This window comes from Methylobacterium sp. J-078, from assembly GCF_022829285.1.
GTDB lineage: Bacteria > Pseudomonadota > Alphaproteobacteria > Rhizobiales > Beijerinckiaceae > Methylobacterium.
Map to the genome: position 1 here is coordinate 1 of NZ_JAKSYI010000035.1, position 14666 is coordinate 14666.

21 protein-coding genes are annotated in these 14666 nt (G+C 60.5%); 4 read left to right on the forward strand and 17 right to left on the reverse strand.

Annotation, left to right across the window (positions count from 1 at the left end):
• The 6 genes from MKK58_RS02905 to MKK58_RS02930 form a co-directional block, all read right to left on the reverse strand.
• Positions 1 to 2681: DNA-primase RepB domain-containing protein (locus MKK58_RS02905; RefSeq protein ID WP_243910670.1), on the reverse strand; the 2681-nt coding region annotated here is incomplete at its 3' end.
• Positions 2678 to 2926, reverse strand: coding sequence for a hypothetical protein (locus MKK58_RS02910; protein ID WP_243910671.1), 249 nt, complete (start codon positions 2924 to 2926; stop codon positions 2678 to 2680). The genes MKK58_RS02910 and MKK58_RS02905, both read right to left, overlap by 4 nt.
• 2 nt (positions 2927 to 2928) lie before the next feature.
• Positions 2929 to 3213 carry a hypothetical protein gene (locus MKK58_RS02915; RefSeq protein ID WP_243910672.1) on the reverse strand — a complete coding sequence of 95 codons (285 nt, stop codon included), beginning with the start codon at positions 3211 to 3213 and terminating at the stop codon, positions 2929 to 2931.
• Positions 3210 to 3473: a hypothetical protein gene (locus MKK58_RS02920; protein ID WP_243910673.1), complete on the reverse strand. Its 264-nt coding sequence runs from the start codon at positions 3471 to 3473 to the stop codon at positions 3210 to 3212. Before MKK58_RS02920 ends, MKK58_RS02915 begins: the two co-directional genes overlap by 4 nt.
• Complete coding sequence (locus MKK58_RS02925; protein ID WP_243910674.1) at positions 3470 to 3667, reverse strand: hypothetical protein; 198 nt, start codon at positions 3665 to 3667, stop codon at positions 3470 to 3472. Before MKK58_RS02925 ends, MKK58_RS02920 begins: the two co-directional genes overlap by 4 nt.
• A gap of 105 nt (positions 3668 to 3772) precedes the next feature.
• On the reverse strand, positions 3773 to 3991 hold the full coding sequence (locus tag MKK58_RS02930) for a helix-turn-helix domain-containing protein (protein WP_243910675.1): 219 nt from the start codon (positions 3989 to 3991) through the stop codon (positions 3773 to 3775).
• 115 nt (positions 3992 to 4106) lie between these two features.
• On the opposite strand from MKK58_RS02930, the gene MKK58_RS02935 reads away from it, so the two are divergent.
• The gene (locus MKK58_RS02935; protein ID WP_243910676.1) at positions 4107 to 4562 is read left to right on the forward strand and encodes an Arc family DNA-binding protein; all 456 of its coding nucleotides are present in this window, start codon (positions 4107 to 4109) and stop codon (positions 4560 to 4562) included.
• A 73-nt stretch (positions 4563 to 4635) separates the two neighbouring features.
• On the opposite strand, the gene MKK58_RS27065 is transcribed toward MKK58_RS02935, so the two are convergent.
• Positions 4636 to 4905: an HGGxSTG domain-containing protein gene (locus tag MKK58_RS27065; protein ID WP_409565175.1), complete on the reverse strand. Its 270-nt coding sequence runs from the start codon at positions 4903 to 4905 to the stop codon at positions 4636 to 4638.
• Here MKK58_RS27065 and MKK58_RS27070 point away from each other — a divergent pair.
• Positions 4904 to 5032, forward strand: coding sequence for a hypothetical protein (locus MKK58_RS27070; RefSeq protein ID WP_409565176.1), 129 nt, complete (start codon positions 4904 to 4906; stop codon positions 5030 to 5032). The genes MKK58_RS27065 and MKK58_RS27070 overlap by 2 nt on opposite strands.
• A gap of 72 nt (positions 5033 to 5104) precedes the next feature.
• Entirely contained in the window at positions 5105 to 5524 is a 420-nt protein-coding gene (locus MKK58_RS27075) for a hypothetical protein (protein WP_409565177.1), read from the forward strand.
• 192 nt (positions 5525 to 5716) lie between these two features.
• Here the strand turns inward: MKK58_RS27075 and MKK58_RS02945 are convergent, their stop codons facing one another.
• The 5 genes from MKK58_RS02945 to MKK58_RS02965 all read right to left on the reverse strand — a co-directional run bounded on the left by MKK58_RS02945 (position 5717) and on the right by MKK58_RS02965 (position 8150).
• Positions 5717 to 6214 carry a hypothetical protein gene (locus MKK58_RS02945; protein WP_243910678.1) on the reverse strand — a complete coding sequence of 166 codons (498 nt, stop codon included), beginning with the start codon at positions 6212 to 6214 and terminating at the stop codon, positions 5717 to 5719.
• Positions 6211 to 6609 carry a DUF2513 domain-containing protein gene (locus MKK58_RS02950; RefSeq protein ID WP_243910679.1) on the reverse strand — a complete coding sequence of 133 codons (399 nt, stop codon included), beginning with the start codon at positions 6607 to 6609 and terminating at the stop codon, positions 6211 to 6213. The genes MKK58_RS02945 and MKK58_RS02950 overlap by 4 nt, the downstream gene beginning before the upstream one ends.
• Positions 6606 to 6893, reverse strand: a complete 288-nt coding sequence (locus MKK58_RS02955; protein ID WP_243910680.1) for a DUF6894 family protein — start codon at positions 6891 to 6893, stop codon at positions 6606 to 6608. The genes MKK58_RS02950 and MKK58_RS02955 overlap by 4 nt, the downstream gene beginning before the upstream one ends.
• Before the next feature lie 91 nt (positions 6894 to 6984).
• A complete protein-coding gene (locus MKK58_RS02960) occupies positions 6985 to 7641 on the reverse strand; it encodes an SOS response-associated peptidase (protein WP_243910681.1) in 657 nt (218 codons plus the stop codon).
• Positions 7642 to 7715: 74 nt separating this feature from the next.
• Entirely contained in the window at positions 7716 to 8150 is a 435-nt protein-coding gene (locus tag MKK58_RS02965; protein WP_243910682.1) for a flagellar biosynthesis repressor FlbT, read from the reverse strand.
• Positions 8151 to 8332: 182 nt separating this feature from the next.
• Here MKK58_RS02965 and MKK58_RS02970 point away from each other — a divergent pair, with 182 nt between their 5' ends.
• On the forward strand, positions 8333 to 10912 hold the full coding sequence (locus MKK58_RS02970; RefSeq protein WP_243910683.1) for a flagellin: 2580 nt from the start codon (positions 8333 to 8335) through the stop codon (positions 10910 to 10912).
• 66 nt (positions 10913 to 10978) lie between these two features.
• Here the strand turns inward: MKK58_RS02970 and MKK58_RS27080 are convergent, their stop codons facing one another.
• The 5 genes from MKK58_RS27080 to MKK58_RS02990 all read right to left on the reverse strand — a co-directional run.
• Entirely contained in the window at positions 10979 to 11188 is a 210-nt protein-coding gene (locus MKK58_RS27080) for a tyrosine-type recombinase/integrase (RefSeq protein ID WP_409565178.1), read from the reverse strand.
• Positions 11189 to 11362: 174 nt separating this feature from the next.
• Positions 11363 to 12787 (reverse strand): alginate O-acetyltransferase AlgX-related protein, encoded by a 1425-nt coding sequence (locus MKK58_RS02975; protein ID WP_243910684.1) that lies wholly within the window; start codon positions 12785 to 12787, stop codon positions 11363 to 11365.
• Positions 12788 to 13364: 577 nt separating this feature from the next.
• Positions 13365 to 13757 (reverse strand): hypothetical protein, encoded by a 393-nt coding sequence (locus tag MKK58_RS02980; protein ID WP_243910687.1) that lies wholly within the window; start codon positions 13755 to 13757, stop codon positions 13365 to 13367.
• A 176-nt stretch (positions 13758 to 13933) separates the two neighbouring features.
• Complete coding sequence (locus tag MKK58_RS02985) at positions 13934 to 14218, reverse strand: ribbon-helix-helix domain-containing protein (RefSeq protein WP_243910685.1); 285 nt, start codon at positions 14216 to 14218, stop codon at positions 13934 to 13936.
• Positions 14215 to 14666, reverse strand: a 452-nt coding sequence (locus MKK58_RS02990; RefSeq protein ID WP_243910686.1) for a ParA family protein, incomplete at its 5' end; no start/stop codon positions are given. The genes MKK58_RS02985 and MKK58_RS02990, both read right to left, overlap by 4 nt.

Here is a 14666-nt window from a genome sequence, read left to right on the forward strand (position 1 = left end):
GCGAGGGGGTCGGCAGCGGTTCGGTTGACGCCACGGGCGCGGCCGATCGCCTGCATCAACTCGCCCTCGCAAATCTGCCAGCGGCAGGCGTCCGCCACGGGATCGGGGTGGGTCTCGCACTCCATGCCTGCCACCGATCCGTCACGGGTGCGCAGGCCCCGAACCGGCTTCGGATACCAGGGCTCTGCCTTCTCGATGTCCCGGCCAGTGATGGCGCCGGCCAGCGCCTCGACGGCAGCGGGAGCGGGCAGGGTGCGCCCGACGACGATCAGGCCCCGCACGTTGCGGTACTGGTCCAGGCCGGCGACGTTGTTGAAGTGCTCGGTGCTGATGCTGGCTGGTAGGCCGCTCGCCCGCAGCCATTCCGCGACGGCCTTCTGCGCGATCACAAGGACGGGCACGCGACCTAGCTCCATGAAGCGGCGCAGGATCTCGCGTCGGACGGACCGTAGGTTCCGGTTGCCGGTGCCGTCCTCGTCGGGCTTCAGCTTGTTGGCCGAGGTCGGCGCGTCGGTGACGTAGCGGACGCGGGCGTGGGGCATGGCGGCTTCGATGGCCGGCGCCGGCTGAACCTGCGGGTAGAACGCCTGTAGGATTTCGAGGCTGGGCAGGGTCGCATCGAGGATCAGCGTCGGGCAGTGCCAGTGCTTCGGGATGCTCTTGAGGCTGCGGGCCTTGGCGACCAACACGCGCCCGTCCTCGTCGTCACGGGTGTCGATGTAGAGCCGGCCGGAAACCTCGATCGTCTCATCATAGAGGACGCCACGGGCGGCGATCCAAAGGCCGATGAAGGCTTGCGCGTGCCGGGCTTGCTCGGCCGCTCTGGCGGCAATCCGGCGCTCGGCGCGGGACATGCCGGGGTAAATCGCAACCTTGTCCTTGAGCTTCCATTCGGCCGAGATGGCGGTGGTGCAGCGGTCAACGTCCAGGCCCTCGGCTACGAGGTCGGCGCGGCTCACGCCGCCTGGCTGTCCCTGCCGCTTCAGAGCGCGGGCGAGTTGGGCGCGGTACACCTCGACATCGTTCGCCAGGTAGTCCTGTGCGGCCCCCTTCGACCCCACCGCCGATCCGATCTCATCGAGGGTAAGCCCGCGCTTCGGGATGCGAATGCCGGTCTGCCAGAACCCTTCGTCTACGATCACGAACTCGACCTTGCCGAGGGCGGTCCCGGCGCTGAAGAGGAGTTGGTGCGCGACGATCCAGACCTCGGGCTGGGTCGTGACCTGAGCCTGATAGGAGCACGTCCCGTAGAACTGGCACCGCGCTTCGGTGCCGTCGTCCAGCTTCGCCCGGCAGCACATCTTAGTCACGGACGAGCCGCCCCCCATGCTCAGGGCGATGCTGACGGCTTCCAGGTCGTCGCACATGGTCTCGCCCGGCCGGCTCGGATCGTCTGCTTGCCTGCCCCGGAACACACGGGCCGAAACGCCCTGCTCCGCGAACTGCGCCTCGATCTCGTCGCCGAGCCGATGCGTCGGAACCGCGTACAGGATCGGCTTGGCCGGGCTGCCGCTTTCGCGCCGGCCAATGACGTAGGCGGCGACGGCGCGGGCAGTAGCGCGGGTCTTTCCAACGCCTGTCGTGACGGCGAGGGCCTGGACCGGGGGTTCAGCATCGGGGTCTCCCGCAAGCCGGTAAGCCTCGGCCGCCTCGATGAAGCTCTGCACCCCGGCTTGGACCGCGCGGCGGGCCTCTCCAATAGGGCTCGACCCATCGGCGTAGGCAGGCGTTGCGGCGGCTTCGCGGACCTCGTCGGCCTCGTCCGCCACCTTCTCCCATGCGCGGTCGATCTCGCGGGCGAGGCGGTCATACGGCTCCAGGTATTTGCCGCCGCACCCTTCTGGGTGTTGGCGCATCAGGGCCTCAAGATCGTCCTGCGTCAGGCCGTCTTTGAAGGCGAAGGCCACGGCGGCGTAGAACCGGGACGAGCGGTCGCCCCCGACCTCGGACACCATGTCTTCCACGCGGGGGCTGATGATCCCGCTGGCGCCGGCCTCGCGTTCGCGGCGCTCGACCTGGGGCTTCGGTTTGATCGGGAACGCGGCCTGTAGCTCCGCGACCGACCACACCTTGCCGTCCAGACTGACGATGGCGGTCGGGACCGTTGTGCGCCCTCGGGCGAGCTTGAGCCGCCCCGGATAGTTCGGGGTGCCGGGGATGCGATAGGGCTGCGTGACGACGCCCGACGCGGAGTCGGCGCCACCCTGCGCTCGGATCGCAGCGCCAAGCTCCTGGGCCTGCTGCGCCTTCAACGGACGGTCGAGGAGTAGCCAGTGATGGGCGTTGCCAGGGCTGGTCTCGATGACGAACGACGGCTCGACACTAAGCCGCCTGGCCTTTCCCTTGTCGGCGTCGGCATCGTTCACGAGGCCGAACACGCCCACGGTATCGGCGATGCCGCCCCGCTTGCCGCGCTTGACCCCGCTCTGGACGGTGCGGGCCTCGACGTAGACGTTGTGCCCGCTCTCGGCCTGCCGGATGGCCTCGGCCACCATGTAGTTCACCTCCCCGATTTTGAACGGGAAGGTCAGTGTCAGTTCGCTGGCTGGATGGATGGCGACAAGCTGCATCAGGCCGGGGTCGTGGTAGCCGGTGAAGGCTGCCGCGACGTGGGCGTTCAGCCGCTCCGCGAAGGCACGAACGGCGACCGGGTCGGGGGCGAGCGTGGTCCCCTTGCTCATGCAGCGCCCGGCCCTTCGGTGAGCGACCATTCCCTCGTGACCGGCTCGGGCTCGATGACGACGGGCGAGGGAATGCCCTCGATCCGGCACACCCTGGCTGCGGTGCTCACGGCAACCCGCTTGTCGCTGTAGGTGCCGAGACGCTGGTTACGCTTGCCCTTCCTGATGAGCAGGACCGTCCAAGCGCCGAAGTCCGGGAAGACGCGGACGAGGCGCACGGGAGCGAACGGGACGATCTGGCCCATGGTCAGACCTCCTGCTGACCGCGCGTCCGGCGGCTCTCGTTGACGAGCCCCAGGCGTCGCGCGGCGTACCAGTCGGTATCCTCGAAAGGCTCGCCCGAGCGCAGGCACCGTTCGGTCAGAACCATGCGGAAGCCGTCGCTTAGGCGGACGATAGTGATCCAGTCGGGCGGGTAGTGGTCGCGTTGGGGCAGGTCGCCGAGGCGACTGAACCGGACCCGGAACCGGCGCAGGCTGTTGTCTAGCGCCCATTCCCGATCATCGCCGAAAAGCTCGTGGAACGCCTTCATCCGCGCGTCCCTCCCTTGCGAGAGGCAGCGGTCAGTTCCGACAGCAATTCGGCGGCCGTGCCGATACAGGCGGCGGCGGATCGCACGGCGTAGGACAGGCCACGCAGGTCCCGCATCTCGGCGAACCGCCCGGCGGTATCGGCATAGTTTGCGGCAGCGTGCATGGCCTCGCCGATCGCATCGGCGATGGGGCCGTTAAGGTCGGGCGCGCGGGGCACTGCCGTCACCGGGTCTGAAGAGGCGTGCGGGGCGGCGCTCAAACGCGACGCTCCAGTTTCTCGCTCACCCCGTAGGCCAAGGCAGCGATCTGGCTGGCCACCTCGGGGCTGTAGGCGAAACGGGTTTGCAGCCGCCGAGCGCGAAGCTCCTCGGGCTGTGGGCCGTCGTGGGACGGCATCGGAATGACGGATTTCGATTGCCCAGCGGAGCGCTGGGGAGTATAGGTCAGGTGCATCAACTGAGACTTCCTGACCCCGGCGCGCTGCGAACGCGACCGGGGTTTCTCATGCCCGATAGGGCGCTTCAGGAGCCGGCGGGCCGATCCCGCCAGCGGCGGAATTCAGTCGGCAGTGGACGCCAGGGCCTGGGTGGCCGGCAGCGCCAGCATCTCGCGAAGCTTCGAGGTCGGGACACGAAACTTGCCGCCTATTTTTATGGACGGGATGTCTCCGGCTTCGCGAGCCCGGTAGGCTGCCGCTTTGCCAATCCCCAAAACTCGTCCGGCCAGAACCACATCAACCGTTGGCTTGGTCAGGACTTCCAGTATGTCGTCCCTCATCCTCCAACCTTTCATCAATGAAATCATTGCGGAAAGTGATGATAGGGAACGAGGCGCTTGTCAAGATACCGCAATGATCCTATTGCGGAAAGAGAAGGGGCTTTGGAGATAGGCAATGACGCAGGGGGGCAGGGATGACAGGAAGCGGATTGGCCGACCGCTGAAGAACCCTGAGCAGGGCAAGCGATTAAATGTCATGTTCCGCCTCGGTGAGGCACGTAAAGATCAACTGATGCAAGCTGCCGAAATTGCTGGACGCTCTATGAGCGAAGAAATAGAAAAAAGAATTGAAGAGTCGTTCGTAATATCAGGTATAGATAATTATCTAGAGTGGGAGAGAGAAAACTTTTCTGCTCAGTCGGAGCTTCGCCGCTTGGAGGGTATGTGTGGCGGCCGCGAGAACTTTGAATTTAGCTGGTTCATTGGTGAAAAGCTGAGGGGGATTAGGATGAAGCTCGGCATCAAGGCAGACACGCCTATCAACGATGTGCCTGAGCAGGACCGTCGCCGGATGATGGAGGAGTTGATTACGGCTCTGCCTCTCCGCTTCGGTGTCTTCGACACGGAGTAGTCGTAGAAGTCTGCAACGCCGGGACCTACAGGTGCCCGCACAGTCCGCACCAGTCTACGCGCGCGTGCGCCTGTCACGAGAGATCCGATAAGAAGGCTCGCGCATTCGCCAGCGTCTCTCTGGCCATACGCCGCGTGGCCACCGCCTCGGCGACATAGAGGCCGGTCCGATACGCCCCGTTCCGCTCACCCTTCGGCGCGCCGCTTCCTCGGGCGCCGCCGTGCATCCGGCACCTGGCCTTCCCGCTGACGGCCGGCGACTGACACGGGGTCCCGGCGCGGGTCTTCGCGCAGCACCGCTGTGCCATCCGAAAGGGCGAAGGCTGCCGGTCCAGTGAGTGCATGAGGTTGATTTCCGTTTTCGAGGAGCCCCCCACCCTTGCCGGTGGTGATGTTGCCGACGATCGCCTGTCCGCCTTGGTGAACGTGCACGTGTTCGACGCGGACCTTCTGCTCGCCGCCGCGCCGTAGTTTTGCCAGAGCCTCGATCTGCGCCGTGTAGGTCCGCAGGAGCTTCACCGCGAGGGTTCCGTACCGCTCCAGGTGATCGGTGCCGTTCGCTTGCTTGGCGCGGGACAGCATGTCCATGGCGGCCGAGTGGGTGCCGACCATCTGAACTGCCAACATGGCCTCGTACTCGTTCTGGGGCTCAATCCCGGCAACGGCGGCAATCCCGGCGTTCATCTTGTCGGGGGCGGGCAGCTTCTCGCCATGGTTCCGCACGATGTCGCCAACGTCGGCAGCGGCACGGCGGGCGAACTCCTCGGACACGGTCCCGAAGGTGGCCCGTTCCTGAGCCATGAAGCCGCCGGGGTTGTCGTGAGGGATCTTGATCTTGATGTCGCCCCCTTCCATCCGCGTTATCTCGTAGGCGAGGGGCTGGGTCCGGCTCTGGCAGTAGGCGACGGCCTTGTCTATCGCCGCCGTCTCCTGCTTCGTCGGCGGACGCTTCCCAGGTTTTGAGGCAGGCGCCTGCTCTGACTCCTGATCGAGTTCGCGTCTGCTCAAAACAAGCTTCTCCCGAACGAAGGTTATCCCGTTGCGGTCGAGAGTATACGGTATAGACCTACGAAAAGTAACATCGTTCCTGTCTGCTGCACACCGTGAGCAAGTTCGTGAACGGCGAACTGATGCCCCATGGACCGAGCACCAAGCCTATCTACTTCCTCGTCTTGTTCGCCAACGTTCGCGTACCGTGCCCTCAACTCTGGCGATGACCGGTTCAAGAACCTCAGCGATGAAGAATGGTGCCGCCAAGCTGACAAGGCCGGGCTTCCGGTACCGAAAATCGTGAGCGCTATGGTAGGGGGCGAGCCATTCCATCAACTCGCCGAACTCAGCATCTGGTGGGGCGAACCCTTGCGCGACGGCAGCCTCGTAAAGACCGAGCAGGTTGTGACGCAATGCCGGGTGCTTGAGGCCGCCGGGCTTTGATCCCGGATCGGCACCGTTGCTTAGAAGGAAAGCTTTTAGGGCCAACTCAGCGGAATGGCAGAGGAGATGCCATGCTGGCGCGATGAGATCGACTTCACCGATTGGGGCATCCCGTGGCTGCACCCGGAGGGCTGCAAGGCGGTAGGCTTCCGCATCTTGCACCAGACCGATCGCGATCTGTTCGGGCAGCCGCTCTGGCTGTCCTTCGCTGCTCCTCAAAGGTCCAGTCCCAGCCGCTCCTTCGCGACGTGCTTGGCGTAGGCCGTCGCCATGTTCTTTATGCCCTCAAAGGCGAGCCCGCCCAGCTTGCTGGCTCCTGACTTCGTCCGCTTCCAAACCTCGGGATCTCGCACCGTGTCGAGAAAATCATGGCCGGCCCAGGTAAGACGGCGGAAAATCCAAGTGCCGTCCATCATCAGGTCGGTATCGGTGCCGCTCGTAATTAAACCGGCCTCATAGAGGAGGCTCACATGATAGTCGATTTGATCTGACTGAAATCCGTCAACCTGAAGCTCTGGCTCTGATGAGTTGATCGTGGCGAATTCGTGTGAAGTCTTTTCCAAATCCTCAAGCTTCAGCAGCAATTCGCGGATCAGACCCATATCCCGCTTCATTGAAGCCCGCTCCCTGAGTGATCCCTGAAGGTGTTGAGTGATCTGTCCGCGCCTACGAGCCAACCGGCTTTCACCGTGACAGCCGCGCGATAGATCGGGTCCCCTGCCTCGTTCCAAACGGTCACAGAAAGCTCACGCTCGTTGTTTGCGACGACCTCGAACCGGGCAATCTCCAGCAGGGTGCTCATTGCAGCGGCCGCGACAGCATCGGCGCCAGCAAGGTCCCTCCCGTCATCATCCATCGTGAGGTGACCGTCTTCGACGTCGAAGAAGTAGCGCTCCATCACCTGCTGACCCTCAAGACTTTGACCTTACGGCATCAACGGCGTTCGCAGGAGGCAGGTTCGGAAAACGCGTACTGCTCCGCATCGGACGTCATTCTGCCGGGTCCCTACGAGAACCCGTAGCCACGATCCGCATCATCGCATCCGGTAGCGGTCGCTGAAGCTCCAGGGCGATTTCCGTAGGTGCGGCGAGCCAAGCGCTCCACTCCTCTGGGGTCGTGAGCAAGACCGGCATCGCCTTCGGGTGGATCGGCCCGACTACGCCGTTGGCCTCGCAGGTCAGGAACGAGAACAACCGGTGCTCTTCCTCGACGCGGTCGGGGTTCTCGGCCTTCGTGCCGCGCACGCCCGTCCAGGGCCGCCAGATGCCAGCAAAGGCGAACAGCGGCCGATCCTCATCGAGCGCGAACCAGGTCGGTGTCTTCTTCGGCTTGGTGTCGGCGTACTCGCTGAAGGAGGAGACCGGCACCAAGCAGCGGTATTCAGGCTTCAGCCAGGGCCGCCAATGCGGGCTCTTCACGTTCCGGACGTTGGTGACGGGGTGCTCGCCGAACTGCTTCGGTCCTGGGATGCCCCATCGGAACATCTCCATGGTGCGCTCTCCGTCGTCGCCCACCCGCACGATGGGCGCGCGCTGATCGGGGAAGATGCCCGGCATGGGCGGCAGGTTGCCGGCACGATCCGCCGACAAGCCGAAGGAGGCGCGGATCTCGGCCTGCGGCGTGACGAGGCTGTAGAGGTTGCACATGATCCTGGTTCTGAGCGCTCGTTACCAGCCCGTATAGCAAGCCCTCTCTAACGCGATGATCAAGCAGACAATTCTCAATTAGTCGAGGCCTTAGATAACGCGTGGTCACGGTCATCATTTTTTGTTGCAATAATATCTAGTAGATTTCTTTCGTATTTCATTAGCTCTTGGCCGGATTTGAGTGCTGCGTAGTACTCTCCGTTGGAAAATCTCTCGAAAATAGTTGCTAGATAAGGTGCCATGCTTGGTGCGGCTGCCATCAGAACGTTTGCCTGAATGATAAACTCATTTTCGAGTTCTGACGGATTGTCTGTGAGATAGATAGCTTCCAGTAGAACGTATAGCCGTTCACACGAAGTCACTGCCTCACTTTCTGTTAGGATATCTCTTTCGCGGAGAAATTTTGCCTGCGTTTCGAAGGTGAGTGAAGCTCTTCGATCACCATTGCGGATAGACACGCCATTTATAATGAGGCGTTCATTCGGCTTGAGATCTATCTTGAGGGCCATCGGTTCACTCCCCGTTTGGCCACGTCCTACGAGGGGTTAATTAATAGATCGTAAACCATACCGAGAAATTTTACTGATGCAGTCGCGATTTACGGAAGGAATTAACGGAAGCGTAGTGCCTTTAGGGTCGGTTCAACGGGTCTTCGAAATCAGAAGACGTCCAGATCAAAAGGGTCAATTGAATGTCTTCCGGTATCACCCTCTCAGCTGCTACACGCCAAAACCTGCTTTCTCTTCAGGGCACGGCAGATCTTCTGTCTACGACGCAGAGCCGGCTTTCGACTGGTAAGAAGGTCAACTCTGCTCTTGACAATCCCACGAGCTTTTTTACGTCGCAGAGCTTGACCTCACGCTCGACGGACCTGAGTTCTTTGCTTAATGGCATGTCGAATGGTGTTCAGACCATTCAGGCTGCCAACCAGGGCATCACCTCAATCCAGAAACTTCTCGATAGTGCCAAATCGACTGCGAGCCAAGCTCTTGCTGACAAGACTGGCGGGACGAGCAGCACCATTTCTGGCGGCCATACTGCGCTTGCCGCAACGGTCACCGGAACTTCGAGCTATTCAGCTCTTGCTGGAACCCCGGGCACGCGCGATTTTTCCGATTTGGCAAATGATGCGTCTGTCGATATCTCCGTCGACGGCGGCAAGACGACCAGCACGATCCGCCTTGATGCCACTACCCTCAAGAGCGCAACAACTGATCTGAAGGCAGTTACGACGGACCAGATTCTCTCCGCCGTGAAGAGCCAGATTTCAAGCAACTCGGCTCTTGCTGGTAAGGTGACGGCTTCCACGACTCCGGACGGCAAGCTCTCTTTTGCCACGGTCGGAACGGGTTCATCTCAGGCAATCACCGTTCGCGGATCTGCCGGTTCAAATCTCGATATTGGATTTGGTGTATCTTCTGTCACACCTACTGCTCCAAAAGTCACCGCAGATGCGGCTTTGGCTTCGACGACGAGATTTGATGGCGGTCAGACCGCGCAGCTTACTGTTTACGACGGCAATAAGACTGTTACTGTAAACCTCGATGGAAACTCTGCCACAGATGCTGTGGGTGGTACGCTTGCCGCTACTGGCGGAACAGTGCTTGTTCCAGTCGATAATAAGCAGAAAATCGCCGACGCAATCAATCTTAAACTTACTGCGGAAGGTTCTACTGCAAAAGCTACGGTGGACTCTGGCAGCGGAAAGCTTGTCTTCACCTCGGCCGAGAAAGGTCCTGACGCAACGGTGACTGTAAGCGGCGGCGTGACCACTGCAGGCGGTCCGACTGGCCTTGGCTTCTCGAAGTTCACTGCGGCCGTCGGCAAGGCTGATGGCACTGTTGTGCAGAACGGTACTGCCGGGGTTGCGCCTGCTCCGGATACCGCGTCCACGATTACGCTTGGTCAAGCAATCCCTAATTCTGTTGTTTTGAGTGGTGGACAATCGGCTTCGTTTTCCGTTCAGGGCAGTGGCGGGACTCTGACCACCGTCACTCTCAACAAAGAAGCTATTTCGACCGGCTCAACAAAGCTCGGCCCGACGCCAAGCCGTGACGACGTTCTTGCAGCGATCAACACACAGTTAACCGCTGGCGCTGCTGGTGCTACGGCGTCTTTCGACGCCTCTGGACAGCTTAAGTTCTCGTCCACGGCTACCGGCACTGCTGCGACTGTCGCAGTCACTGCAACGAATGACACGATTGGACTTGGGCTTGGCACTACAGCCGGAACGGTTGGTGTGCTTCAGCAGGGAGCTGGGCAGGCTGCTACCGGACAGTCTAGCGCAGGTTCTGATGCAACTGATGGCTCTTCTAAGGCTATCGTGTCAGGCACTGGCTTGACTGTCGCTAGTGGGAAGACCGAGGCTACACTTGATTTGTCAAGCGGCAAAGATGCCTCCTTCACAATCAAGCTGGGCACCGGTACTACTAAGATAATTAAACTTGACAACACAATTTCAGGCGCATCCGCAACGACGTCGCAGGCCGCAATACTTAAGTCGATCAATGATCAGATCTCTCAAGACACCGGATTAAACGGTAACGTCGAGGCTAAATTCGTAAATAACAAGCTTGTTGTTCAAACTACTGCGTCTGGTTCAGATCAGAAGCTTACCGTTCAGGCTTACCAAAGCCCGTCCTCCGGTGCCAACGCAGATCAAATTGATATCGGCTTCGGACTTAAGGGCAACAACGCGACGGCCCAGTCGAATACCGGAACCGATGTTGGCGGTGGTACTGGCACTAGCTCAACGCGAGCTGCCCTTGCCAAGCAGTTCAACCAGATCCTGTCCCAGATCACTCAGCAGGCTCAGGACTCAGGCTACAATGGTGTAAACCTACTTTATCGCACCAGCAACAAGCCCAGCGACAATACACTTCAGATGACATTCAATGAAAGCAACACTTCGGCTCTTAACATAGAAGGAGTTCGCTTCGATGCCGATGGTCTTGGCCTGAAAACGACCTCTGGAGACTTTCAGTCGGATGATGACATTAGGACTGCTATCGATCAGCTGACTAATGCAACCACGACTCTTCGTGCTCAGTCGTCGACTTTCGGCTCCAATCTTTCGGTGGTGCAGAACCGGCAGGACTTCACCAAGTCGATGACGAACATCCTCGATACGGGCTCGGCGAACCTTGTGAATGCAGACCTGAATGAGGAAGCGGCAAACTCGCAAGCTCTTTCGACCCGTAACTCGCTGGCAATTTCGGCACTCTCGCTCGCCAACCAGGCGCAGCAGGGCATCCTGCAGCTCCTCCGCTAAGCGGATCAGCCTTCACGATGACGGGCGGCCGGGGGAAACCCCGGCCGTTTCTCGTTGGGGCGGCCCCTAAAGGAACCCGCCCCCCGCATGATCCTTGAAGGCGTTGGCTCTGCGGACGTAACCGATGACCGTGCGCGGATCGCTGTGCCCTGACTGATCCATGATCCGGGCGAGATCCACACCCCGTCCAGCCGCTTCCGTGATGAACCCGCTCCGCAGGCTGTGTGCCCCGAAGGTCCAGGCATCGCGCCCGGTGGTCTTCGCGTACCCCTTGATGGTGTCAGTTAAAAAACCGCTTTTCGGACATCAGACCGGCTTGAGAACGGCTAGCAACAGACAACCCGATTTATGTCGGGAAACCCTGACTGGGAATCTAACGTCGAGAAAACGGTGTGCTCGGCCTGCCTTACGGACAGGCCCCCATTTGCATGAGTATGCGCATCGGCGCGATCAGGATGCGAGCCTCAAGTCCTGTCCGTCGAGAGCCGCCGCTTTGGCCCGAGCTTCGTCTCGTGCTGTTAACTGGCCGCGCATGTCCCGTACATGGGCCAGGTGACGCCAGAGTTCAGGATGGTCATCAATCTGCAGAACCGTGTTTTCCAATAGGACCGCTGCGTCATCCCAGCGGCCAAGCCCGATCAGTACGGAGGCCAGCAATTCAGCCCAGGCGCCATTGAATCGGTCTGTTGCAACTGCCCAGGTCGCAAGTGTGACGGCGTCCTGGGGCTTGCCAGCATAAACACTCGCATAGGCCGCCATCCAGAGGTTCGAGGGGCTCTGAGGGGCTAGAGACAGTGCCGTCTGGCTCATCGCGACACCATCGTCGTAACGATGAGCCGCGACGTAGGCCTGGGCCGCGACGCGGGCATGATACGCTCCAAAGCCAGCTTCCTGGTCAAGACCCGCCGCGGCCTCGGCGGCTTCAGTCAGTTTCTGCTGGCGATAAAGCACGAGGATCTTCGCAGTCTTCACACCTGCCGGAGATCTGCAGTCACTCTCAAAATCGTCCTCGAACGTCCAATGATCATGGTCGTTCGGTCTCTGAAATAAGCGATGCTCTGCCATGATCGAGAACACGACGTCAGGCTTGTCTCGATCGATCGCATCGAAATACACGCGGTGCGTTACGCCCGCGAACGAGGTGCGACTAAAACTTCTAGCCCAGAACTTCGCCTGCGCTGTTCCGTAGGAGTCGTGGAAGAAGAACGCAGATGTCTCCGGCGCGGTGTCGGACTCCATCCGGATCAAGCGGTTTCGGACGACGGTGGTGTTCTTTTGCACTGTCCGAGCGTGGTGCCTCCCGCCAACCGTTAGTATCGGGATCAACTCGGGCGCCCCCTCGGGTACACGATGAATTGAGAGGTCTCCAAAGGCGTTCTTTAGCTCGACGGAGAAATCATCCGGAGTGACAAGTCCGATTTTGGTCTCAAGCGCTACGCGCCTGCTCACCGCCTGATAGTTGAGATACGCCCCGTAATCGGTCCAATGCGTGTCGTTCCGACGGTAGGTCCGAAAGGGTGTATCAGCGACGGCGAGATCGGGCAGAGCATCGTGGAGTGTGACGCCCTCGGCACCGTCCATAACAGCGGACAATTGGGGAAAAGGTGCTTTAATCTTTCCGTGAAGATGATCCGGAAGATCATTCCCGCATGCCACGTGAGCGCCCGGAACGATGATGACATGGTAGGGAATACCCCTCTTCTTGAGTTCCCTTCCACGTCGAGCGAAGGTTTGCCTCCACGACTGAACGGCATCCTCCGCGACGCCATTCGTATAGTACGACATTAAATTCGTCGCGCCTTCAGCTCCTGTATAGAATAATTGGCCGTTTTTCCCATCAACCTGAGATCCAAAGTACGGCTTCAAATCAATCATGCTTCACCTTATCGGCTACAATAATAGAATCATATCTGTTTAAATTGACATTTTAATTCTAGTAGAATATTATAATAGATTGCAGGCTTTGAGTCATAAATATTTGTACGAAAATGCCTAATATGGACCACGTAGTGACAGTTGGCAGATAGACGAGCTAACTCAGCATGCTTCATTTTCTGTGTTGGCAAGAGTGTCGACACCCATTTCGTATGATGGCACTCGGTGAAGTCACCGCCAAGGCCCTTAGGATCTTTGAGGGGCTTTTCGCGCATATCGCCCTGGTTGACATTGCAAGCGTAGGCCAAGGGCGGTCACGCAGCCGAGCATTCACTTGCTGTCAGAAAAATTCCTGGAACTGAAGCGTCACGCAAACGTCCGATTGCGTGACAGAGTATGCCACCGGCCTCTTCCAAGCTGTTGGTTGATCCTTAACCGGTCACTTTTTCTAAGACACGCAAACGGGACGTGATTAAGATTTGATGACGTTTGAGCAACGAGTCGCTGAGTTGCCTCAGCTCGAAGCCATGGCCAAGCGGCTCGGAGTCAGCCGGAACACCTTCTACAGCTACTTCTCTCAGGCACGGGCTCGCAGGCAAGCCGCTGCATCAGCGGTACAGCAGGAACGTTGAGCGGATCGCGTGAAAGTAGCCTCAGGGTCGTCGGCATCGCAGCCCTTCCCTGCCCCGAGGGCTTCCGCGAAGATCCCGCCCAGGTGCGGGTCCGCCCAATCGTTCGGGAGGTCCGGCAGGTAGCGGCTGGCGTGGCGGATCAGCCCGCAGACGAACCGGCCCGCGTCGTGTTCCAGCGCGCGGCATGGCCCCTCGGCGGATTGGTCGGGGATGAACTCGCGGGCGAGGCCGCACGGCTCTATCGCGCAGCACATGCCGCAACCGTTGCAGGACGAGCCGAACGCGGGCTTGAGCGGGAGCCGCGCGCCGGACGTGCCGTCGATCAGCGGTATAGCCAAGGCTTCACTTCCTCCGCTCGCTTTTAACCCGCTTGCTCGAAACTTCCGAGAACAACCATTCTCGGAAGTTACGCACTCGAATGGTTCGGATCAAGAGAGCTAGATAGCTTGATAGCAAGATTGCGAAAATAAATGGGAGCCTGCGGGCAAGCCCCCATCATCCCAAGCCCGCAGGCTCACTTGCTATGGCGCGCCACGAAATCGCGGATGGCTTCCTCACAAATGTCCTGAATGGTCCGGTCATGTTCGACCGCGATCATCTTGAGGCGCTTCCGGGTCGCCGGGTCGATCCGTGTCAGGATCTGCACCCGCTTATCCCTCCCGCCGTCCAGCGGAGACTTCTCGGAGGCCGGAGCCGGCGGCGCATCCTCTGTCTCGCCTGCGGCTGGCGCAGCGGGCGCGGGCTTGCGCGCGAAACGATCGCTCAAGCTGTCAAGGGTCGGACGCGGTTTTGCGCTCATCGGGTGGTCCTCGTGTTCTGAGCCAGAGCAGCCTCTATCTCGCGCCAGAGCGCTTCGACCTCGCCAGCAGCCTTCCCGCCCGGTTCGTGCTCGTTGACCGTCGAGCCGGTCAGGATCGCGTGCGACATGCTCACCCTGTTCGCAACGACGGACGCGGCGACGATCGCCCCCATGCCGACGAGGGCCGCCCGCGCTTCCGTGACGATCGCGGGTTCGGACGACCCGGTGCGCGGAGGTGCATGATTGATGACGGCGAGCGGAGCCTTGCCCACGCGCTCAGCCAGTTCCAGCGTGGTTGCGACCGCAGCCAGGTCGAGTGGCCCCGGCCTCGTCGGCACCAGCACCAGATCCGCAACGCGCATCGCTCCCAAGATGCTGTCCTCGGCATGGGGCGGCGTGTCGATGATAACCCGGCCGATCCCTTCACGCTTTGCCGCTGCGATCAGAT